This window comes from Brochothrix thermosphacta DSM 20171 = FSL F6-1036, assembly GCF_036884295.1.
Classification (GTDB): domain Bacteria; phylum Bacillota; class Bacilli; order Lactobacillales; family Listeriaceae; genus Brochothrix; species Brochothrix thermosphacta.
Genome location: NZ_CP145608.1, coordinates 564,031 through 586,474, shown reverse-complemented (window position 1 = coordinate 586,474; position 22,444 = coordinate 564,031). Strand labels below are relative to the sequence as shown.

The window sequence follows — 22,444 nt, the reverse complement described above, 5'->3', positions numbered from 1 at the left end:
TCTTGTGAATATACTAAGTATAACAATAAGTTTGTAATCACTATAGCTGCTACAGAATGATATTTATCTACAACTTAAGACTGAGTTAACGGCGCAATTGCCCCTCACCATTCACAACATACTTAATAGATGTCAGTTGTGGTAACCCCATTGGTCCACGAGCATGTAGTTTTTGAGTGCTAATTCCTATCTCAGCACCAAATCCAAATTCAAATCCATCAGTAAAACGAGTGGACGCGTTGACATAGACAACAGCAGCATCCACTTCCTTCGTGAATACTTGGCTATCACGATAAGAATTAGTCAGGATTGCTTCTGAGTGTTTTGTACTATACTGAGCAATGTGAGCAATTGCAGCTGTTGTTGAGGGTACTACTTTAATTGCTAAAATTAGATCTAAAAACTCTGTCTCATAATCAGAAACTGTTGCTTCTTTTACTGTTTCTTTAATTGCTTGTACTGTTTCATCCCCACGAATTTCAACACCTTGATCCTCTAAAGTGCCTACCAAACGAGGTAATATTTCAGCGGCAATTGCTTCATGTACTAATACCGTTTCAACGGCATTACAAGCGGACGGTCGTTGCACTTTTGCATTGCTAACAATTTCAATTGCTTGCATTAAATCAGCTGATTGATCGATATAAATATGGCAATTTCCTGTTCCTGTTTCGATTACAGGAACTGTTGCTTCTTTTACAACTGTTTGAATTAAACCCGCACTTCCACGTGGGATTAATACATCTATAAAACCATTTAACTTCATCAATTCTTTTGCTGTTTCCCGCGATGTATCTTGCACTAACTGGACTGCAAATTCAAGTTGTAATGGTTGTAACGCTTTTTGAATGACTTTAACAAGCGCCCGATTTGAATGTATCGCTTCTTTACCACCACGTAAAATCGTTGCATTACCTGTTTTCAAACACAAAGCAGCCGCATCAACCGTAACATTAGGTCGTGACTCATAAATGATTCCGATTACGCCTAAAGGTACACGTTCTTCTGAAATACGCAGCCCTGCTTCATTGACCCAAGATTGCACACGTTCGCCCACAGGGTCTGGTAAGGTTGCAACCTGCTCTACACCAATAGCCATTGCTTCAACTGCTGCTTCATCGATAAGTAAGCGTGCTAACATCGGTTTTGCAACACCATTTGCTTCCGCACTTTCCAAGTCTTTTTTATTCTCATTTAACAAATAAGCAACGTCTTCACGAAGTGCTATTGCTATTGCTTTCAAAGCATTATTTTTAGCAGGTGTACTTAAAATTGCTAGTTGGTAGGCCATTTTTTTTGCTTGTTCAGCTTGTTTAATTAAATCACTCATCATTTTCCCTCCTATTCATTACTAAAAAGTGTACCTATATTTTTCCCCTCTAATAAATCATAGAGTATATAAGGATCTGCTCCGTTTGTAATTAACATTCTCGATTGATTGTTCACAACTCTTTTTGCCGCTTCAATTTTAGTTACCATACCACCGGTTCCAAAGCGACTTCCTTCACCACCTGCTAAATTAACAATATAAGGTGTGATTTCTTTTACCTCACTGATAAGTTTAGCGTTTGGATTAAAATTAGGGTCACTATCGAATAACCCATCGATATCCGATAACAGAATAAGTAAATCAGCCGTTGTGACTTCACTTACAATCGCAGATAATTGATCATTGTCGCCAAAACGTGTAACATGCTCAATTTCATTAACACTTACGGTATCATTTTCATTAACGATTGGGATAATCCCTTTATTTAACATCATCTCAAATGTATTTGTAACATTTTTTCGACTATCAGGAAAATCAATAACATCACGTGTGAGTAATATTTGACCAACTACATGACCATATTCACCAAATAGTTTGCTATAGATGTGCATTAATTCTGATTGTCCTACAGCTGCAATTGCCTGTTTTTCTGCCATTTCTACAGGTGGCGTCTTTAATTGTAATTTATGGCTGCCAACACCGATTGCACCGGATGATACTAAAATTACTTCTTTACCTTGATTTGATAAATCCGCCAGTACTCTTACCAATCGCTCAATTGTACGAAGATTGATTTTGCCATTCGAATACATTATTGTTGAAGTTCCCACTTTCACAACAATACGCTGGCTCTCTTTAATTATTTCACGCACCCTAACACCCCATTTTAGTTAGATAATTCTGTTAATTGTTATTCCCTTTATTTTACATGATTTTAATTAAAAGAGTAGCCTTTTAATTAAATTACTTTTCTAAAACAAAAAAACACCACAAAGTTTCATTATTAAGATATAATTATTGTATTAAAAGAATGAGGTGAATCATGAATAAACGAAATTGGCTTTCTTATTGTCTCATACCTGTAATTACTTTTGCCGTGATGATTTCAATATTGATTGCACTACAACCTTCTTATCCCAAAGCTCAGTCTACACAGATTCCTACACTCTTTATTCATGGATTTAATGGTAATGAACGTTCATTCGGCGGAATGATTAATCGTTTTAACTCAAAGTACGGTTGGGGAACCACTTCTCAAACACTTCGAGTTGACACTGATGGAACAGTGACTCCAATTGGAACCTATGATAAAACGACAAAAAATCCACTTATAAATGTAATTTTTGTTTCTAATAAGGAAAATTTAAAAACGCAAGCTGGTTACATAAAAAATGTCATGACTTATCTACATAAGGAAGATGACATAAAGAAAATAAACGTCGTCACACATTCAATGGGTGGAAGTTCTTTAACTGTCTACTTAGCTTTAAACCATGACAATAAAGAACGTCCGACTGTTAATAAACTAGTTTATATCGGCGTCCCTTTATCTCCGACTGATTATAATAAAAAGATTAACAACGAAGAAAAAGCACAGCGCAAAATTTCCCAACGTATGTCTGAAACTTTGCCAAAAAGTACTGCTTTTTTAATAGTTGCTGGTTATGTCGATAAAGAAAAAGGTGGAGATGGTTCGGTTACACTCGAAAGTGCGTTACTTGCTGAAGATATTTTCAAACACAACCCCTTACAAACACAAATTGTAAAAGGATCAAGCGGCACTCACTCTGGTTTACATGAAAATGATAGTGTTGATGAACGTATTGGCAAATTTTTGTGGTCTGTACCTACAAAATAACTACTATAGAAATTACAAAAAGCCCAGACTCTTATGTCAGGGCTTTTTGTATTGGCAAGAAAAAAAGATGAAGGTCATGTTAGCTTCCTTGCTTTATTTTCGTTTTATTTTTTTGGTAATATTATTTATAATCGGCTTTTTTTCTTTTGGCTCTGGTTTAGCACCAATAACATCTACTAAGAACATAAACACCGGAATACCTATAATTAATCCCCAAACACCAAAGAAGTGCTCACTGAAAATCAATACAATAAAGGTATAAAAAATCGGCAATTCTGTTTTTGAAGACATAATCTTCGGATTGAGAATATATGCCTCAATTGCATGTATCACAATAACTGTAATAATCATGTAAATAACATCTGTAATTCCACCAATTGTATAACCGATAATACTTAATGGAATCAATGAAATGACAACACCTGCGACAGGTATCAAACTCAATACAAAAATCATTAATGCAAGACTAACAAGTTGAGGGAAGTTTAATAACCATAAAACAAGTGTTGTTGCTAATGTATTGAAAAACGCAATAATAAACTGAGCTTCCATTACTTTACCAAAAGTTCCGACAAATCGAGAACCAAAATATGCTACTTCGTCATAGATAAAACCAATAGCACTATGTTTGAATCCTTTTGTGAAACTTACTAAGTGTTCTTTACTTAATGAGAAGAAGAAACTCAATAACAATGCAATAAATACATTGAGAGTAATACTGCTCATACTTGTTAATGAAGAGACAAGGAAGTCAACACCTGTATCCATATATTTCTTTATGTTATATTTATCCATAAAGTCGACAGCCATTGCAATAAATCTATTGCTTGTTCCTTGACTAAAGAATCCAACAGTACTGTTAAACAGTTGTGTTACTTGCTTAACAATTACTGGTAAGTAATGTGTAATGGTTGCATAGAATAACGCCACCACAGAAGTGTATATTAATACCACAATCAATTTACGAGGTAACTTCGTATACTTCACAACCAATGTTTCTAAACGATCCACTAAGAAAGCAAAAATAAATGTCAGTAACATCACATTTAACATACTTCGTAGTGTATATAAGATGAAAATTAACAATGCAAAAATCAATAATCGACGCACTGATTTTTTTTGCATAATTTCAATCAATTCTTTCATTTTCCCCCGATCTGATTACGACACGATTGGACCAAAATCGAGTAAATCAGTTTTCTTATCATAATCAATATTCCAATCATAACCATCAAAATACCAGTAATCTGTCTCTTCAACATAAAAATTCAAGTCTCCAACTTTAACTGTAACAATTGGATCTTCAGGTAATTCGGCTGTTATACCTACCGAAAAACCATGGTGAATATTACTATCACCACCATATTTTGCAAACAGGCGAATATTTGGAGTTCGCTCAGTATCAAATTCGGCTTCAAAGAATACCATTGCTTGATCAGTTACATTAATTTTCATTTTTTTCCCTCCTCAAACGTATTAATAGCTTATCTTACTTTAACATATTTTGCGCCTAAACACTCTATATAAAGGTCGTTATATCGCTACTTTTAATATTTTTTATAAAAAAAGCCTGATTATAAATAATCAGGCTTTAGCTTGCTATAAAAACTCAAATTATTATTTTTTAGCAGGAACTGGATCTTGACCTAAAAATGCTGTGTAGAACCAGATGTGTGTATCGATTGATGCTTTTTTTGAAATCAATAAATCATTGGTTACTGAGTCATTTTCTTCATCACTGATTGCGATACCTTCAACAAGTTCATCTCGTAAGGTTGTTAAATCTGCAATCACAGTCTCGACCATTTGATCTTGTGTCAATGGTTCTGTATAAGGTTTCTCTTCAATACTAGAGTGATCAATAAACTCTTTTAGAGTTGAATAAGGAGCCCCACCAATTGCAATTAAACGCTCAGCAATTTCATCTAAAATAGCTGTTGTTTCATCGTATAATTCTTCAAATTTAACATGTAATGTAAAGAAATGTGATCCTTTAACATACCAATGTAACTGGTGAAGTTTTGTATAAAACAAACCGTAATTTGCTACTTGATGATTTAAGAATTGTTTAGTATCTGTTGCTTTAACTGTTTTCATTAGACATACCTCCAAAAAGAATTTTAAGAACTCTTAACTTCCTCTATTATAACGCAAATCGATTCCTTTTTTTAGTTATACGACTTACATGAGAACATTATCATTGACAGCTCTCTATTCAGGTTCCTATAATTAAGAAGAGGAGGCTGTTCACATGAAAATTAGTAGCCGTTTTTCTGTCGCCATTCATATTTTAAGCCTGTTACACTTAAATAAAGCAACTGGTATTACTTCTGAATCTTTGGCAGCAAGTGTTAATACAAATCCCGTCGTCATCCGACGCATTATTGGCCAATTGAAAAATGCTCAACTCGTTGCAAATCATCGTGGTTCCAAAGGTGCCACTTTAATTCGTAGTCTAGATGATATTACATTACTTGATGTCTATCGTGCAGTTGACAGTGTAGAAGAAAACAATCTTTTTCAAATCCATGAACACCCTAATCCAGCTTGTTTAGTGGGTGCCAATATTGAAGAAGCATTAAATGAGTCTTTGATTACTGCACAAAAAAAAATGGAAAACCAACTTGAAAGTGAAACGGTTGCGAATATTGTTAATCGTATCTTAAAAATAGATGAAACGAAAAGGTGAAAGCATGAGTTCTTACTGGACTGATTCAAAAAATACAAACTATAGTATCCCTAATGATTATCTCGAATTTTCACAATTAAATACTGATACGCTATTGGATAAAAATTTTTTATCAACAATTGAACCTACATCTTATGGGTTTGATTTTTTAGAAACATACCGCTTTCTTTCTATTGAAAAGGTAACAAGTACTACTGGTTATGAACATGAGCAAACGTTAGCTGGGACAACTTTTTACTTTGCAATTGATGGTCCCCGTATGATTGGTTTTCATTATTTAGAAGAGAATGTCTCTCCCGTAATATTGTTTGCGGATTTTGAAACACTAAATACTATGGTTCTCGCAACATCCTTTACTAAATTTATTGCTAAAATGTCGCAGCATCTCTTTACTCCAGAGGAAGCTATGCTAGATTGGTCTCACGATAAAATAACTTTTCATCTAAAATATTATAACCAAGAAGATTTTTTGACTTCACTCAACGCGTTGGAAGATCTACCCGACAAAACATTTTGGACACAACAGATGGCTAGACGTTTTATCGAGGGTACTGTTGAGGAACAATTAGCCATAGCAAATGCAGTTTTGGAACAAGTGTTATATTTCAAACGAAAGCTACCTGCTGATTGGCTTAACGATTGGTTATCTATCTTAGCATTGCCTCACACAAAACAATTATTAACTGAAATTACAAATGAATGGAGGAATTGATATGACACAACCAAACGTGTTATTTGTTTGTCTAGGAAATATTTGCCGATCAACAATGGCTGAAGCGATTTTTCGAAATGAAACGATAATACGCAATTTGAATTATATTAGCGATTCTGCAGGAACTGGGGATTGGCATATAGGCAAAGAACCACATAGCGGTACACGCGAAAAACTGATTGAAAACAACATTAGTTATGCTGATATCTATGCCCGTCAAATAAATGTTAAAGACTTCGATGTTTACGATTACATCATTGCGATGGATTCACAGAACTTAAAAGATATACAAGCACTCGCACCTTCAAACTATATTGGTGAATTACACACGCTCTTACACTTCTCACCAAATACCAACTTAGTTGATGTGCCTGACCCTTATTATACGGGGGATTTTCAAGAAACGTTTAATTTAATTACAGATGCGATGCCTGGATTATTTAACGCTCTTCAAAAAAACAGTAAATAAAAAACGTCATATCGACGTTTTTTTATTTACTGTTTTTTGTCTTTCTTTTTTTGAGCAGCTAATAATTTATCGGCTTTATCGATTTTATCACTGAGTTCTTTTTTACGCGAGTCATTTTTAATATCATCCAGTTTTTCACGAATATCTTTCAAATTCTTTTCGCTAACATTTTTGGCTAAACGATTTTCTTTTTTATCTGTAAACAATTGTGTTATTGACAGTTCAGTAACATCACTATATTCTACCCAGGATATCAACTCTGCTTTTTTATCAATTGCCTCTGCTTGTAATTTAACATTGCTAATATTCTCAACTTTTAGCGCCTGTAATTCTGTCACACTCAAACCATCACTAAATGAGTTTCCATCATCTGTCGAAAAACTATCTAAGGTTGCTAAAATTTCAGTTTGTTGCAAGAATAAACGCTCAGCTTTATTTATTTGCTTATTCAAACTTCCTTTAGCCTGTTCATTATCAACCTCTTGTGTTGCTGTACGAGCATTTTTCAATGTTGTCTCAGTGACTTTATCAGCTAATCGATCTTCACGATAAAGTTGATTGACGATCAATGTTGCTTTTTCTAATTTTGCATCCTCTATCGCTTTAACGTTATTAACGTGACGTACGGCAAATATTATTGCCATCACAACAATAACAATTGTAATTATAAAAATAATTCCAAATATTTTATTTTTCGAGCGAGTCTCCTCTTTCATCGACTACAATTCCCTTCAATATAAACTCAAACCTTATATTTTCCCTATTCTATTATTGTATCATATGTGAAAAGCGAATAGGTATCGATATACTATTAAAAAACGATATAAAAACGAAAGTGACTTAGCGACTGACTACAATGTTGTACCCGATAACTATCCTAACACTTTAATTTCATACTACTAATTTTTAATAAAAAAATAGTATCTCGACAAAATGTCGAAATACTATCCTTCTTTTTCACAGTAATTATTTGTGCTTGGTAACTTTATCTAAAGTTCCTATTACTACAAAACGTTTACTGGTTGCATCTGCTGTATCACAGGTGAAAAGGGTAATACGTTTGTCCCCTTTATCATCCAGTATATCAATATCAGTTTCATCAACAATTTTAGTTTCTACCACTTTATAATGAAAATCTTTTTTCTTATTTGTGATAACGATATCCGCACCCTTTTTGATTTCCAATAGTGGTCCAAATAACAATGAGCTATCTCGCATGTGATGACCTGCTAAAGAATAATTTCCTTCACCCATTTTTTGTTCTTCCAACATTGTCGTTGCGCCGCCTAAAAGGTTCGCATCATTTGTCCCTTTAAGGATAGGTAAGTATAAATCAACACTGTTAATTTTAATTTCACCAATAATCGCATCTTTATCTACTTTCATACTGTTGTTAAAAACAGAAGTTGTTGATAAGCGTTTAACCGCATTATAATCATTTTTAGAAGCATTTTTATTATTTTTTTCAAATTGTTCTGCAGTTAATGAAGAATCAACCTTACTGGTATTTGCCACAATCATATTTTTAATCCAAGGTGATAAAATTAATAATACACCTATAATCAAAATAATAATCGGAACTATTAATTTTGTTTTTTTCACTTGTTTTATCTTCCTTTCCTCTGACATGATTGATTTGATAACTCAGTCTCTTATATTTTACCCTAATATAGTCAGTTAATCACGCTAAACTTTACTTGTTAATGAATATATTTTGAACATATCTTACTATAATGGCTCCAAAACGGCTCCAAAATGGCTCCAAAATGGCTCCAAATAATAAAAAAATGCTCTGACTTGGTAGTCAGAACATTTTCGCATTATTTAATTTGATCAATCGATATGTTTAAGGCTTTGGCTACACGTTCACCATAATCTTTATCAGCTTTATAGAATTGTTTTGTTTGTCTTATTTTAATTTCTTCAAGACGAACTGTACTCAATCCACCCACGATATTATCTACTAAACGTTGTTTTTCATCTTCACTTAATAAACGATATAAATCTCCTGGTTGAGTGTAAAAATCATCTTCTTGGTATGAATGATTACCTGCAATACCCTCGATTTTTAGTGTTGCATACTTATCAACTGGCGACTCTTTTGGCCCACCAAAACTATTTGGTTCGTAGTATACGTCACTCCCCCCATTATTGTCGCTACGCATACTTCCATCTCGTTGATAATTGTTAATTGGATTTTTAGGTTGATTTACTTTAAGTAGATTATAATTAGGTCCGATGCGGTGACGTTGTGTGTCAGGGTAAGCAAACACACGACCATGTAACATCTTATCTGGAGAAAAATCAATCCCTGGTACAATATTAGCTGGTGAAAAAGCCGCTTGTTCGATAGTCGCAAAATAATTTTCAGGATTACGATTCAAAGTCATTGTCCCAACTTCGATTAACGGATAATCTTTTTGTGACCATACTTGCGTGACATCAAAAGAATTAAAGCGATATTTGGCTGCATCTTCCAACGGCATTATTTGTACACTTAATGTCCATGAAGGAAATTCGCCATCTTCAATCGCATAAAACAAATCTTCAGTATGATAATCTGGATTTTGGCCAGCTAATCTTTCAGCTGCCTCAGCAGTTAAGTTTTGTACCCCTTGGTCTGTTCTAAAGTGATATTTCACCCAGAAGCTTTCACCCTCAGCATTAGTCCAACGATATGTATGGCTACCATAACCATGCATATGTCTGAATGATGCTGGAATACCACGATCTGACATTAAAATTGTTACTTGGTGCAATGATTCTGGTGATAAAGACCAAAAATCCCAAACGGCTGTGGTACTCTTTAGATGCGTTTGTGGGTTACGTTTTTGTGTATGAATAAAATCCGGGAATTTTAATGGATCACGGATAAAAAATACAGGTGTATTGTTTCCTACAAGGTCATAGTTACCTTCTTCGCTATAAAAGCGTAATGAAAATCCGCGTGGATCACGTAAAGTATCAGCTGAACCTAATTCACCCGCAACAGTAGAGAAACGTGCAAGCATTTCTGTTTCTTTACCTACTTCAGATAAAAAATCAGCACGCGTATATTTTGTTAAATCGTTCGTCACCTTAAACACGCCATGTGCCCCTGCGCCTTTAGCATGTACAACACGTTCTGGTACACGTTCTCGGTCAAAGTGTGCCATTTTCTCAATAAAATGAACATCCTGCAGTAATACCGGACCATTAACGCCCGCAGTCATCGTATTTTGATTATCGCCAACTGGTGCGCCTGTGTTAGTTGTTAGTTTAGCATTGTGCTGATTTGTCATTACGCCACCTCTTTTTTATAATTATTATCATTTAGTAATGATTATCTTCAATGATAAACTTTTTTAGGTTTCTTTGCAATAAAATTACGCAACAGAGTCATTCAATTTATGTTTCTTCTATATCAATTTTTGACATTCACGTCTGATTGATTTACCTTTATTTTGGATTTTAGACCTTGAATGTGGTATTATAGTTTCAGTCTAGCAGGTGAATTTTACTTTTTTTGTAAAAACGTCAACCTGTTGTTTTTATTTGATTTAAAGCCTGAATATATAGGAGAGATATTAATGATTAGTTTTAAAAATAAAAAACAGTTTAGCAGTGCCATTTTATTCTGCTCAATTGCAGTTATAATGTTTTGGGTAAAATCTTATATCACCTATTCGACCGCCTTTAACTTAGGTATCGAAAACGGTGCGCAAAAGTTCTTACTCTTATTAAACCCATTAAGCGCAACACTGTTCTTCCTTGGGTTAGGATTATTTGCTAAAGGGCGTCGTGCATTTATATGGATAATTATCGCTGACTTCTTACTCAGCCTACTATTGTATTGTAACGTTGTATATTATCGTGAGTTTTCTGATTTCATTACAGTACCCACAATGTTACAGTCAAATAATTTAGGTGATATGGGAGGAAGTATCGTTGCTTTAATGCGACCAGCAGACTTCCTAGTGTTTACAGATGTAGTCATCTTAATCTTACTACTCGTTTTCAAAGTATTTGTGCCAAATCGCGAAGTACGCGTCCGTCCGCGTAAAACAGTCGGTATACTTACATTAGCAATCGCTGTTTTTGCAGCAAACCTTTCATTAGCTGAAATTGATCGTCCACAATTATTAACGCGTGGTTTTGATAATAACTACCTTGTAAAATATCTGGGTATGACCAACTTCATGTTATTTGATACTTACCGAACAGCTAAATCAACTAAAGAAAAAGCAAGTGCCAGTGGAACAGATACACAACAAGCACTTGATTTCACTAAAAAAAATTACGCAGAACCTAACTCAAAATATTTTGGTGTTGCCAAGAATAAAAACGTCATTTATATTCATCTTGAGTCTTTCCAACAATATTTGATTGATTTCAAATTGAATGGCGAAGAAGTAACGCCAACAATTAATAAGTTTTTCCATGATAAAGAAACAATTGCCTTTGATAACTATTTCCACCAAGTAGGTCAAGGTAAAACAAGTGATGCTGAAATGATGCTTGAAAACTCATTATATGGTTTAGCAAGTGGATCAGCTTTCACATCTAAGGGTAACAACGTTTATCAATCTCAACCAGCTATTCTTGGTCAACATGGTTATGATAGTGCTGTTTTCCACGGTAATACACGTTCATTCTGGAACCGTGATGCTATCTATAAAGAATTCGGTATTAAAAATTTCTTTGATTCAAGCTATTACGATATGAATGAAAATGATACATTAAACTACGGATTGAAAGATAAACCGTTCTTTAAAGAATCTATTCCAATGCTAGAAACATTGAAACAACCGTTTTATGCAAAATTCATTACATTATCTAACCACTTCCCTTACCCAATTAGTGAAGAGGATGCAACAATCAAACCTGCAACTTCAGGTGATTCAACAGTAGACAGCTCATTCCAAACAGCACGTTATTTAGATGAGGCTGTTAAACAATTTATGACTTACTTGAAAAAATCTGGTCTTTATGATAATTCAGTAATTGTTATGTATGGTGACCATTATGGTACTTCAGAAAATCGTTCATCTGCGCTTGGCGAAGTATTAGGAAATGACGACGTGACACCTTTTGATGTTGCACAATTACAACGCGTGCCATTTATGGTTCATGTTCCTGGCGTAAAAGGTTTTGTAGATCATTCTTATGGTGGTCAAATTGATACATTACCAACTGTTTTACATCTATTAGGTATTGATAGTAAAGATTACCTTCAATTTGGTACAGATATGTTATCAAAACAACATAATCAAACCGTACCATTTAGAAATGGTAACTTTGTAAGTGATAAAGTGTCTTATATCAATGGTGTCTTTTATGATCAAAAAACAGGCGCTGTCATTCCAAGTGACAAAGTAACTGACGAAATGAAAGCTCAACATAATTACGTGAATAACTCACTTGGTTTCTCTGATAAGGTGCTGCAACAAGATTTACTTCGTTTCTATACACCTAAAGGATTTAAAGCAACTGATCGTTCAGATTATAACTATAACCACCAAACGGGCGATCCAATAAAAAAAACCACATCCAATGAGGATTAGTGATTGATAGCCATTCACATTCATGCTAGAATAATAAAGTAATGTTACAAATAAATATTTTTATGGTGAGACAGTTTATAGCACATTGATGCTAATAAATGCTTTTTTTGGAAAAGACTCCTGCTAATTTAGCGATTAGCAGGAGTCTTTTCTTCTGGATACTATTAAGTGAGGTGGAATATATGAAAAAACAACTTGTCTTTAATATCTTTAAAATCGTTATCGGATCTTTTATTTTCGCACTTTCCGTTAACATGTTTGCTCTCTCAAACAAACTTGGTGAAGGTGGTGTAACAGGTACTACCATGGTCTTATTTTATCTATTCGGACTTGCACCGGCCTTAACTAACTTAATCTTAAATGGTATTTTAATGATTATTGGTTATAAATTCTTAGATAAATCAACCATCTATTACACAATCCTGACTATCGGTTTGATTTCATTATTTTTACGTTTAACACATAACACAGGTATGCAGTTAGAACACCCATTAGTGGCGAGTGTCGCTGCCGGTATTTCAATGGGTGTTGGTATTGGTTTGATTATGAATAGTGGAAGTACAACCGCAGGTTCAGCTATTCTTGCTAAAATAGCTAATAAATACCTTGGCTGGAATACAAGCTACGCATTGCTATTCTTTGATTTAATTGTAGTCATTCCATCCGGTTTTGTTATTGGCTTTGAAAACATGATTTTCACTGTAATTTCATTGTACATTTCAACAAAAGTATTAGACCTTATTTTAGAAGGAGCTAACGTTAAGAAATCAATTATGATCATCTCTGAAAAACATGAAATTATCGCGAATATGGTTGAGAAAAAACTCGACCGAGGTATCACGGTTTTACATGGTCATGGTCATTATACAAAACAAGAAAAACAAATTTTGTATGTCGTCGTTAGCCGACAACAATTGCGTGAAGTTACAAACTTTGTTCGCGAAATTGATGATAAAGCATTTGTAATTATCAATGATGTTAAAAGTGTTGAAGGTGAAGGCTTCACACATAAATTAACACATTAACAATGAAAGAATGACAAGCTCATTCTACTTTATCCAAATGGGAATGCTTAAAAAAAATCACTCATTAGACTAAGGAAATTAAATTGTTATAGACTGGTTCATGTCTATACTCCAATTATATTTTCAGGTCTAGTGAGTTTTTTTGCGCTTATGAAATTTGGATCAAGTAAGCTTGGAGTTCTGGAGACAAGAACATTAGACCTAAAACTTAAATTTCAGGTTCAAAGAAAAAAGCCACCCAATAGGGGTGGCTTTTACTTACTTCTCTATTGCTTCGTATTTCACTGGCGCATGTAAGTCGACATCATTACTCGCTGCAACCGCAACGACAATGAGATACGAGCTATAGACCGTTAAAATTAGACCGGCAATTGTAAGCGCGACACGGAATGGCATTCCCATGAGTTGTTTACCTCTCTTTTCGAGTATAATTGTCAGCAGATTTGCTTGGCAGTCTGTCGGTCTGACACTTTAATTGTATGTTTTTTTCAGTATTTTTGCAATCATTCTTATTATTTACGTAATTTAATAAATTCAATCTTGTGATCGACACCCTTTTGAAGAATCAATTTTGCTCGATTTCGTGTAGGTTGTATGTGGCGTTCTAGATTAATTTCATTGATTGTATGCCATACATCATTAGCAATTGCATGTGCCTCTTCATCTGTTTTTTCAGCATACATGTGAAAATATGATTCTGGATCTTGGAATGCCGTTTCACGCAACATCATAAATCGTTCAACATACCATTTCTGAATCAAGGCTTTTTCGGCATCCATGTAGATTGAGAAATCGAAAAAATCCGTTGTGAAAAACGGTTGTTTTAAATTACCTTGTAAAACATTAACACCTTCAACAATTACAATGTCTGGCTCAATCAACGTTTGTTTTTTTTCTTCTAAAACATCATAGCTTAAATGCGAATAAATTGGGACTTTAATTTGTTTTTGCCCACTTTTTAATTCACTTAAAAAACGAATGATACGTTTACCATCATAACTTTCTGGAAAACCTTTTCGATCCATCATCTTCTCAGCTTTTAATACTTTATTAGGGAATAAAAAACCATCCGTAGTGACTAAATCAACATTCAATTTTGGTAATGAATAGCTTAATAATACTTGCAAGAGACGAGCGATTGTACTTTTACCAACAGATACACTTCCCGCAATCCCAATGATGAATGGTGCCGGTTTATCTAACTGACCAAAGAAACGATTCAATTGATTATTTTTAGTTTGAAATTCCGTTATGTGTATCTCTAAAAGTTTAATTAATGGTAGATAAACTTCACTTACATCTTGAAGTGATAAACTATCATTTAAACTTTCAATTCTAGCAAGCTCTTCAATCGATAGGTTTGGCAATGTGATTTTCTCCAATTTCTGCCATTCTTCTCGAGTGAATTTACGGTATAATGCTTCTTTCATTTTTCATTATCCTTTCATCTGTTGCTTATTATATGCTTATAGAACTCAACTCCCTACATTATACTTTAAATAGCTGCTGATGAACAATATCATACTTGCCAAGCTTGTGAATAATTGCTTAAAGTTTCAAAACATTGGTATAATGAGAATGTAAGAAAACAAAAAGGAGTGAACCTCATGAATAAATTTTTAAAATGGCTTTTCGTTGCCTTTGTAACGCTGATTTTGCTACCCTTCACTATTCTCTTTTTCATCTTCCGTAAAGCAAAAGGCGTACCTGTTGCTCACCCAGAAAATTTAGAGAATTTAGATGAAGATGCTAAAGAATATGTAAAATCAAAAGGTAGTACAACTGATATTGGCACCCGTTATAAATATCTCCGCATCACAGATAAATTAACTCCCGTTCGACCTTCTGTGCATGTTGGACTCGTAGAAGATAAAAAGATTAATGGACCTAAAGGAACACAATTGCCAATACGAATCTATACACCAATCGCTGATGGCCCCTATAAAGTAATGCTTTATTTCCATGATGGTGGTTTTATCAACGGCAGCATCCAAACAACCGATGCATTGGCTCGTGATATAGTCGAAGAAACCGGCTTTAAAGTTATCACAGTAGATTATCGTCTTGCACCAGATTCACCATTCCCAGCTGCAATTGAGGATGCCTACACGGCACTTGAATGGGCACACTCACATCCAGCAAGTCTTGGATATGATGGTACTGGATTTATCGTTGCAGGTGAAGGCGCTGGAGCTAACTTAGCTGCTGTAATTAGCATCATGGCCCGTGATAAAAAGTCGCCTGCTACTATAAGTGAACAACTGTTATTCAGCCCAATCACTGATATTTTCTCTCGTGATGCAAGCGTCCTCTATCCATCATTTGATACATTTGATGAAGGATTTGTTCTTACAAAAGATGGTTTGGATAAAATGTTTAGTCTCTACATAGCGGATAATTATAACTTAAAATACAATCCGTTAGTTGCTCCTATTCGTACGAAAGACTTAAGTAATTTACCGCCTGCCTTAATTATTTCAGCACAGTTCGATCCATTACGCGATCAATCACGTAAATATGCTGAAGCACTTAAGAAAGCCGATGTGACAGTTGATTACCATGAAATTGAACGTGTTACACACGGTTACATGGAACACTTGCCTCGTGCAGCTTCACATGTATTACAGCTCGTTAACAAGTTTGTAAAATAAGCGCCTAAAACAAAAAAACAACCATTAATCAGAACCTCTAGATTAATGGTTGTTTTTTGTTTAAAACTAAGTATTTTATGCTCACTCTTGTTCTATGTTGTTCACCCTCACTTAAACTCACTCAGCGAGGCCTTAAATCACTTTTATTGCTATCCTAATAAAGAGTTACCTTTCGACCATTCAATGGCTGAACAGGTCGTATAGTGCCGTATAATAAATCGTATAAATTAACTGCTTGTTTTTTTCCTAGTGTAATTGGTTTTTGCCAAACCATCCAAGTCACACATTCTAATGTTGGAGGTGTTGTAAGTGAACCTTCATACACAAAAGCATTTTTGCGTTCTTTACCTAAAAAATCGATTGGATTAAATGTCCATGCGCCTGTTTCCCCTTTATCACGCGCACGTAGCCATGTTTCTGGCAATCCTTTCAATTCCTTGTTATCCTCTTCACCTATTTCAAAGAAGAAAGCCATGACGACAATTCCGCCCTGATCATTGGTATGCACTAAGTGACCCTCTAATGGATAAACGCCACCATTCACTTGATGCTCGCTCGGCATATGCATGTGCCAATTTGTTAAGTGGTATTTTAAACCGTTATATGTGATAAAATTATCGTCTGTCTTTGGATATGCATGGAAGACTTTTGCTTCAGTCATCACACAATCAAATTCTGTTTTTTTATAATGATAGGTTAATGGTAATAATTCAGTTGTAAGTGCCGTTTCACCAACATTGATATTAATAGGTGATTGAGCACGCCCCGTTTTTGCAATCGCAAACGCCTCACATAAATCACACCAATGTTCTGGACCTGTTCCATCATCTTTATATGTCCATTGTTTTGTTAATGCTATCCCCATAGTCAACCCCCTAAAAAAGTTATTCTCATTATTATAATATTAATTTCCCTTTTTGTCACCGTTTTGACATTTTTAGTTGTAAATATAACTCATTATAATAGGATAAATTCTTTTTACCTAAGTCATCATAAACCTCTAACCCTTTGGTATTATTGAGGTTTGGATAAAAGCGTTTATCATTAGCAACTTCTTTTGGTAAATACTTCATCGCAGATGCAACAGGTGTAGAATAACCTACATATTCAGCATTTATTGCTGCATTTTTGGGGTCCAACATAAAGTTCATAAATTTATAAGCAGCCTCTTTATTTTTTGCACTTTTCGGTATCGCCATCGTATCAAACCATAAGTTGGTCCCTTCAGAAGGAATGACATAATCCAAAGCCGGATTTTCTTGAACAATGTTAGCAGCTTCTCCTGACCATACTACACCAACTGATGACTCATTATTTTCAATCATTAATTTAATTTCATCACCAACGATTGCTTTTACATTAGGCATCAGCTCTTGTAATTTTCGTTTTGCCTCTTGTAAATGTTGATGATTAACATCGTTAAGTGAGTAGCCCAAAGTATTTAAGCCCATACCCATTACCTCACGGCTGCCATCTACTAACATAATTTCATGCTTTAATTCAGGTTGGTAAAGATCTTTCCAACTCTTTATTTTCATACCATTCAACATCTCGCTATTATAGAGGATGCCCACAGTTCCCCAAAAATAAGGAATCGAATAATGGTTACCTTCATCATAACTTAAATTAACAAAGTGCTTGTCGAGGTATTTTACATTCGGAACCTTACTTTGATCTAATTTTTCAAGTAGATTCGCTTTTTTCATTTTTGAAATTGTATAGTCAGAAGGAACAATTAGATCAAAATTTGTTCCGCCTTGTTCAATCTTAGTCATCATCGCTTCATTACTATCGAACGTTTGATAACTAACATGTATTTTGGTTTCTTTTTCGAATTTTTTTATTAAATCAGGGTCAATATAGTCTCCCCAATTGTAAATTGTCAACGTATTTCCAGCTGTATTACCGCCATTTTGGTTCATTTTAAATGCAATTCCTAAAATGACAAAAGCGACAATCAAAATTGAAGTGAAAAAGTACACTAATCGTTTCATTTTGTCACCCCTTGTTTCTTTTTCTCTTTACTACTAATCGCATAATACCCTAAAACTAATGCTAATGTAATCACAAATAAAATGGTTGAAATAGCATTGATAGAAAGCGATACACCTGTTCTTGCTCGCGAATATATTTCAACTCCAAGTGTTGAAAAACCATTTCCTGTGACGAAAAAAGTAACAGCAAAATCATCTAGAGAGTAAGTCAATGCCATGAAAAAACCGGCAAAAATCCCTGGTGTAAGAGATGGTAGAATCACTTTTGTTAACACTTGCCATTGATTTGCACCTAAATCTTGTGCCGCTCTAACTAACGAAGGGCTCATTTCATTCAATTTCGGTAAAACCATCAGCACAACAATTGGTACGCTAAAAGCAATGTGTGCAATTAATACTGATGCGAAACCTAATTTTAAACCAATCATGGTAAATAAAATTAAGAAGGATGCACCAATAATAACATCTGGGCTGACAATAAGAACGTTGTTTAACGTTAAGATACTATTTTTATACTGACGCTTCGGAGCATAACGAATTGCTAAAGCTCCAAAAACACCTATTACAACAGCAATAGTCGATGATAATAACGCTATAGCAAAGGTATCAAGCACAATCATAATCAAGCGTTGGTCTTTAAAAACCTCTGCGTAATATTTTAAAGTAAAGCCTTCAAAATTAACCATTGTTCCTGCTTTGTTAAATGAAAACAATGCCATATAGAGAATTGGGATATAGAGGATTGCAAAAACAACCACAAGGTATACATTCCCCCACTTCAAGCTCTTTTTCATTTGCCTCCCCCTTTCTGCTTACGCTCACCTGTCGCATACATAATAATCCCCATTGCAATAATTAATACAACTGCAATGGTCGACCCCATACCCCAGTCCTGTGTCACAAGGAAATGTTGTTCGATTGCTGTTCCTAATGTCACCACACGATTCCCTGAAATAAGGCGTGTAATCATGAAAAGAGATAAAGCTGGAATGAACACAGCCTGGCAGCCTGCTTTTACACCATCCATTGTCAACGGTAAAATAACGCGTTTAAATGTTTGTGTACTCGATGCACCTAAATCACGCGAAGCACGAATCAAAGAAATATTCATTTCCTCTAAAGAATTAAAAATCGGCATAATCATGAAAGGTATAAAGATATATGTTGTAACAAAAACATAACTAAAATCAGTGAATAACAAATTTTGGGCTCCGATACCAATAAAGCCAAAAAATTCATTCACTGGCCCATATGCTCCAAAAAGTCCAATAAACGCGTATGTTTTAAGAAGTAAATTAATCCAAGTTGGTAAAATAATTAATAGTAACCACAGTTGTTTATGTTTAGTATAAGTCAGTAGATAGGCTGTCGGATAAGCAACTGCCAAACAGAAAAATGTCACCAAAAAAGCATACCAAAAAGAACTGACTGTCATTTTCAAATAGACTGGTGTTAAAAAGCGTCGGTAGTTATCGAATGTGAAATTTCCGCTAACATCAAAAAACGAATAGTAAGCGACCAGCAAAACGGGTAATACAACAAAAAGAACAATCCATAAAAAATAAGGGATAGAGTATAAGCGTCTCGATATTTTATTCATTTTCACACCTCACTGTATGCTTCAAGGCGTTTATCAAAATCAGCTTCAGTTTCAGCTAGCCCCATGACATGGATATTTTCAGGACTGAATTGTAGACCAATCTGTTCACCAACCACTGATTTGGTAGTTGAATGTACCAACCAGTCATTACCTTCACTATCAACAGCGAAAATTTCATAATGAACGCCGCGGAATAATTGTGATTGTACCGTTACTTGTAATTTACCTTCTGCAACCGACGTTAACACTAAATCCTCAGGACGGATGACAATATCAACCACTTCATTTTTTTGCAAACCTTGGTCAACACATTCAAATACTTTACCTGCAAAAGATACACTAAAATCTGCTAACATTTCACCTGCGATAATATTCGATTCTCCGATAAAATCAGCAACAAAACGATTGATTGGTTCATCATATATATCTATTGGTGTACCGCTTTGTTGAATCTCACCTTCGTTTAATACAAAAATTTCATCTGACATTGCCAAAGCTTCTTCTTGATCGTGTGTAACAAAAATAAACGTGATACCTAAACGACGTTGTAATTGACGTAACTCATTTTGCATCGCTACACGTAATTTCAAATCCAAAGCAGACAAGGGTTCATCCAACAAGATAATATCCGGTTCATTTACAATAGCACGTGCAATCGCAACACGTTGACGTTGTCCACCACTCATTGCTGTAATTTCACGTTCTGTAAAACCAGTTAAATTCATCATTGTTAAAGCTTCTTCAACTTTTTGAACAATTACCTTTTCTGGTGTTTTTTTCAAACGTAACCCAAATGCTACATTTTCAAATACATTAAGATGCGGGAATAACGCATAATCCTGAAAAACGGTATTGATAGGACGTTTATTTGGTGGTAAATGATCAATTTTTTTACCATTCAATAAAATACTGCCTGCTGTTATATCTGTAAAACCAGCAATTAATTGTAAAATCGTTGTTTTACCACAACCAGAAGGTCCTAACAATGTGTAAAACTTTCCTTTTTCGATTGAGAAATTCATATTTTTAAGTACAACTGTATCTTCATATGTTTTTGTTACATCTTTAAATTCAATAATTTTCTCTGCCATTTTGACACTCCTTTATAAATATGACTCTGTCGCTACTAGTATAATCGTACTTTCTGCTTTGCTACCGTTATATATCCGATGTGGTTCAGAAGCTTGATAATAGAGCGCTTCACCTTGCTTAATAACATGCGTTTGTTTTCCGAACTCCAGAACGACTTCACCTGCGAGACAATAACCAAAGGTTTCTGATAAAGACGGTTCAAACTGTTTATAGCTACCATCATTACTAAAAGTAACAATAACTGGTTCCATTTCTTTTTCATTAGATTCAGGTACCAGCCACTGTAAACGATAACCTTTTTCAGTGTCTTCATAGTGCGTGTGTTCTGTCACATCATAAACGATTTTTTGTTCTTGAGCTTTCGCATCAAAAAAACTTTGAGGTGTCACGCCCAGAACTTCTAAGATATCAAAAAAAGTTTCCATTGATGGCGAGCTACTTTCATGTTCTATCTGCGAAATGTAACCTTTTGATAAATCAGTTCGCTCAGCTAATTCTTCCTGAGTTAATCCTTTTTTTAAACGGAGGTTTTTCAATTTACTCCCAATATCCATTGTTTTAATGCCTCTCTTTCATGTTGTATCACATTCGATTTTTTATTTTTAGGTTTATATAATTACTGCTCGTTTCTTTGAGTATCTTTCATAATAATGAGTCTCTTATTTTCAGTTTTCACATTAAAATGAATCGCATCGATACTTATCACGAAGTTTAGTTTGAGTAAACTTCAAGTTTACTAACAAAATAATTATACTCTTTTTTTTTCTAAAATCAATCCTTTTCAAAGCTTTTTTCTTGACCTTTTTCAGAATTGTAACTATACTGGTTACATAGATAAAAAATAAAACTATTGGAGGCTATTCTTATGAAATTAGGTATTATTGGTGCAAGTGGTAAAGCAGGGCAATTTATTTTAAACGAAGCTCTAAAGCGTGATATTAGCGTGACTGCAATTGTTCGTGACAAAGGAAAAATTTCACAACCCGTAACAATTATCGAAAAAGAAGTTTTCGACTTAACAACTGAGGATATTTCACAGTTTGACGTTGTCATAAATGCATTTGGAACCCTTCCTGGTGAAGAAGAATTACATGTTAAAGCTGGCCGTCATTTAATTAAAATTTTCAAAGATACTGACACACGTTTAATTGTTGTGGGTGGTGCCGGTAGCCTTTATGTTGATCCTGAAAAAATCACTCGTGTAATGGATACACCCGATTTCCCGAAAGAATTTTTACCTACAGCAACTAACCAAGGTCTTAACTTAGAAGATTTACAAGCCTCTTCAATTCATTGGACATTCTTAAGCCCATCAGCATTCTTCGATGCAGCAGGGAATCGTACAGGTAAATATGTCACAGGAAAAGATCATTTATTAGCAAATAAAGCAAACGAAAGTTATATCAGTTATGCTGATTATGCAATTGCGATTATTGATGAAGCACTTGCTGGTAAACATTTGAATGAGCGCTTTACTGTCGTAGCTGAAAAAAATTAATAAAAACATACTAATAATATAATCTCGTAATACCGTATATTGA

Annotated in this window: 24 protein-coding genes; 8 read left to right on the top strand and 16 right to left on the bottom strand. The window is 34.5% G+C overall.

The genetic code is table 11. From position 1 onward, the window contains the following. Window positions 1-85: 85 nt before the first annotated feature. Together V6S17_RS03035 and proB are read right to left on the bottom strand one after the other, a co-directional pair. Window positions 86-1,330 carry a glutamate-5-semialdehyde dehydrogenase gene (locus V6S17_RS03035; protein WP_029090675.1) on the bottom strand — a complete coding sequence of 415 codons (1,245 nt, stop codon included), beginning with the start codon at window positions 1,328-1,330 and terminating at the stop codon, window positions 86-88. An 11-nt stretch (window positions 1,331-1,341) separates the two neighbouring features. After that, window positions 1,342-2,142 (bottom strand): glutamate 5-kinase, encoded by an 801-nt coding sequence (proB, locus tag V6S17_RS03030; protein ID WP_029090676.1) that lies wholly within the window; start codon window positions 2,140-2,142, stop codon window positions 1,342-1,344. 170 nt (window positions 2,143-2,312) lie between these two features. On the opposite strand from proB, the gene V6S17_RS03025 reads away from it, so the two are divergent. Then, a complete protein-coding gene (locus V6S17_RS03025) occupies window positions 2,313-3,128 on the top strand; it encodes an alpha/beta hydrolase (protein WP_029090677.1) in 816 nt (271 codons plus the stop codon). Window positions 3,129-3,221: 93 nt separating this feature from the next. Here V6S17_RS03025 and V6S17_RS03020 read toward each other — a convergent pair whose 3' ends face one another. The 3 genes from V6S17_RS03020 to V6S17_RS03010 all read right to left on the bottom strand — a co-directional run bounded on the left by V6S17_RS03020 (window position 3,222) and on the right by V6S17_RS03010 (window position 5,225). After that, a complete protein-coding gene (locus V6S17_RS03020) occupies window positions 3,222-4,274 on the bottom strand; it encodes an AI-2E family transporter (RefSeq protein WP_029090678.1) in 1,053 nt (350 codons plus the stop codon). A gap of 15 nt (window positions 4,275-4,289) precedes the next feature. Continuing rightward, on the bottom strand, window positions 4,290-4,583 hold the full coding sequence (locus V6S17_RS03015; protein WP_029090679.1) for a HesB/YadR/YfhF family protein: 294 nt from the start codon (window positions 4,581-4,583) through the stop codon (window positions 4,290-4,292). 162 nt (window positions 4,584-4,745) lie between these two features. After that, on the bottom strand, window positions 4,746-5,225 hold the full coding sequence (locus V6S17_RS03010; protein WP_029090680.1) for a Dps family protein: 480 nt from the start codon (window positions 5,223-5,225) through the stop codon (window positions 4,746-4,748). A 154-nt stretch (window positions 5,226-5,379) separates the two neighbouring features. On the opposite strand from V6S17_RS03010, the gene V6S17_RS03005 reads away from it, so the two are divergent. The 3 genes from V6S17_RS03005 to V6S17_RS02995 are packed head-to-tail and all read left to right on the top strand — an operon-like array spanning window position 5,380 to window position 6,998. Continuing rightward, a complete protein-coding gene (locus tag V6S17_RS03005) occupies window positions 5,380-5,817 on the top strand; it encodes an Rrf2 family transcriptional regulator (RefSeq protein WP_029090681.1) in 438 nt (145 codons plus the stop codon). Window positions 5,818-5,821: 4 nt separating this feature from the next. Continuing rightward, on the top strand, window positions 5,822-6,529 hold the full coding sequence (locus tag V6S17_RS03000; RefSeq protein WP_029090682.1) for an SMI1/KNR4 family protein: 708 nt from the start codon (window positions 5,822-5,824) through the stop codon (window positions 6,527-6,529). Between the two features lies 1 nt (window position 6,530). Next, window positions 6,531-6,998, top strand: a complete 468-nt coding sequence (locus tag V6S17_RS02995) for a low molecular weight protein-tyrosine-phosphatase (protein WP_051457237.1) — start codon at window positions 6,531-6,533, stop codon at window positions 6,996-6,998. A gap of 26 nt (window positions 6,999-7,024) precedes the next feature. Here V6S17_RS02995 and V6S17_RS02990 read toward each other — a convergent pair whose 3' ends face one another. From V6S17_RS02990 to V6S17_RS02980, 3 genes are all read right to left on the bottom strand, one after another. Next, window positions 7,025-7,714 (bottom strand): hypothetical protein, encoded by a 690-nt coding sequence (locus V6S17_RS02990; RefSeq protein ID WP_029090684.1) that lies wholly within the window; start codon window positions 7,712-7,714, stop codon window positions 7,025-7,027. 250 nt (window positions 7,715-7,964) lie between these two features. Continuing rightward, the gene (locus tag V6S17_RS02985; protein WP_029090685.1) at window positions 7,965-8,600 is read right to left on the bottom strand and encodes a class A sortase; all 636 of its coding nucleotides are present in this window, start codon (window positions 8,598-8,600) and stop codon (window positions 7,965-7,967) included. Between the two features lie 218 nt (window positions 8,601-8,818). Further along, complete coding sequence (locus V6S17_RS02980; protein WP_029090686.1) at window positions 8,819-10,279, bottom strand: catalase; 1,461 nt, start codon at window positions 10,277-10,279, stop codon at window positions 8,819-8,821. A gap of 288 nt (window positions 10,280-10,567) precedes the next feature. Between V6S17_RS02980 and V6S17_RS02975 the strand changes: the two genes are divergently transcribed. Further along, window positions 10,568-12,541 (top strand): LTA synthase family protein, encoded by a 1,974-nt coding sequence (locus tag V6S17_RS02975; protein WP_029090687.1) that lies wholly within the window; start codon window positions 10,568-10,570, stop codon window positions 12,539-12,541. Between the two features lie 182 nt (window positions 12,542-12,723). Then, window positions 12,724-13,566, top strand: a complete 843-nt coding sequence (locus V6S17_RS02970; protein ID WP_029090688.1) for a YitT family protein — start codon at window positions 12,724-12,726, stop codon at window positions 13,564-13,566. Window positions 13,567-13,824: 258 nt separating this feature from the next. Here the strand turns inward: V6S17_RS02970 and V6S17_RS02965 are convergent, their stop codons facing one another. Together V6S17_RS02965 and coaA are read right to left on the bottom strand one after the other, a co-directional pair. Beyond that, window positions 13,825-13,968, bottom strand: coding sequence for a hypothetical protein (locus V6S17_RS02965; protein WP_154657726.1), 144 nt, complete (start codon window positions 13,966-13,968; stop codon window positions 13,825-13,827). Window positions 13,969-14,078: 110 nt separating this feature from the next. Beyond that, window positions 14,079-14,996 (bottom strand): type I pantothenate kinase, encoded by a 918-nt coding sequence (gene coaA / locus V6S17_RS02960; RefSeq protein ID WP_029090689.1) that lies wholly within the window; start codon window positions 14,994-14,996, stop codon window positions 14,079-14,081. A gap of 177 nt (window positions 14,997-15,173) precedes the next feature. Here coaA and V6S17_RS02955 point away from each other — a divergent pair, with 177 nt between their 5' ends. Beyond that, the gene (locus V6S17_RS02955; RefSeq protein ID WP_029090690.1) at window positions 15,174-16,217 is read left to right on the top strand and encodes an alpha/beta hydrolase; all 1,044 of its coding nucleotides are present in this window, start codon (window positions 15,174-15,176) and stop codon (window positions 16,215-16,217) included. Between the two features lie 154 nt (window positions 16,218-16,371). Here the strand turns inward: V6S17_RS02955 and V6S17_RS02950 are convergent, their stop codons facing one another. From V6S17_RS02950 to V6S17_RS02925, 6 genes are read right to left on the bottom strand one after another with little or no spacing between them, the layout of a single operon-like run. Further along, the gene (locus V6S17_RS02950; RefSeq protein WP_036026761.1) at window positions 16,372-17,082 is read right to left on the bottom strand and encodes a carbonic anhydrase; all 711 of its coding nucleotides are present in this window, start codon (window positions 17,080-17,082) and stop codon (window positions 16,372-16,374) included. 55 nt (window positions 17,083-17,137) lie between these two features. Beyond that, window positions 17,138-18,211 carry an ABC transporter substrate-binding protein gene (locus V6S17_RS02945; RefSeq protein WP_029090692.1) on the bottom strand — a complete coding sequence of 358 codons (1,074 nt, stop codon included), beginning with the start codon at window positions 18,209-18,211 and terminating at the stop codon, window positions 17,138-17,140. After that, the gene (locus tag V6S17_RS02940; protein WP_029090693.1) at window positions 18,208-19,005 is read right to left on the bottom strand and encodes an ABC transporter permease; all 798 of its coding nucleotides are present in this window, start codon (window positions 19,003-19,005) and stop codon (window positions 18,208-18,210) included. Before V6S17_RS02940 ends, V6S17_RS02945 begins: the two co-directional genes overlap by 4 nt. Beyond that, entirely contained in the window at window positions 19,002-19,811 is an 810-nt protein-coding gene (locus V6S17_RS02935; RefSeq protein WP_029090694.1) for an ABC transporter permease, read from the bottom strand. Before V6S17_RS02935 ends, V6S17_RS02940 begins: the two co-directional genes overlap by 4 nt. Before the next feature lie 2 nt (window positions 19,812-19,813). After that, window positions 19,814-20,902 carry an ABC transporter ATP-binding protein gene (locus tag V6S17_RS02930; protein WP_029090695.1) on the bottom strand — a complete coding sequence of 363 codons (1,089 nt, stop codon included), beginning with the start codon at window positions 20,900-20,902 and terminating at the stop codon, window positions 19,814-19,816. A 12-nt stretch (window positions 20,903-20,914) separates the two neighbouring features. Further along, window positions 20,915-21,457 carry a helix-turn-helix domain-containing protein gene (locus V6S17_RS02925; RefSeq protein ID WP_029090696.1) on the bottom strand — a complete coding sequence of 181 codons (543 nt, stop codon included), beginning with the start codon at window positions 21,455-21,457 and terminating at the stop codon, window positions 20,915-20,917. 311 nt (window positions 21,458-21,768) lie between these two features. Here V6S17_RS02925 and V6S17_RS02920 point away from each other — a divergent pair, with 311 nt between their 5' ends. After that, complete coding sequence (locus V6S17_RS02920) at window positions 21,769-22,401, top strand: NAD(P)-dependent oxidoreductase (protein ID WP_029090697.1); 633 nt, start codon at window positions 21,769-21,771, stop codon at window positions 22,399-22,401. The last annotated feature ends 43 nt before the right edge of the window (window positions 22,402-22,444 follow it).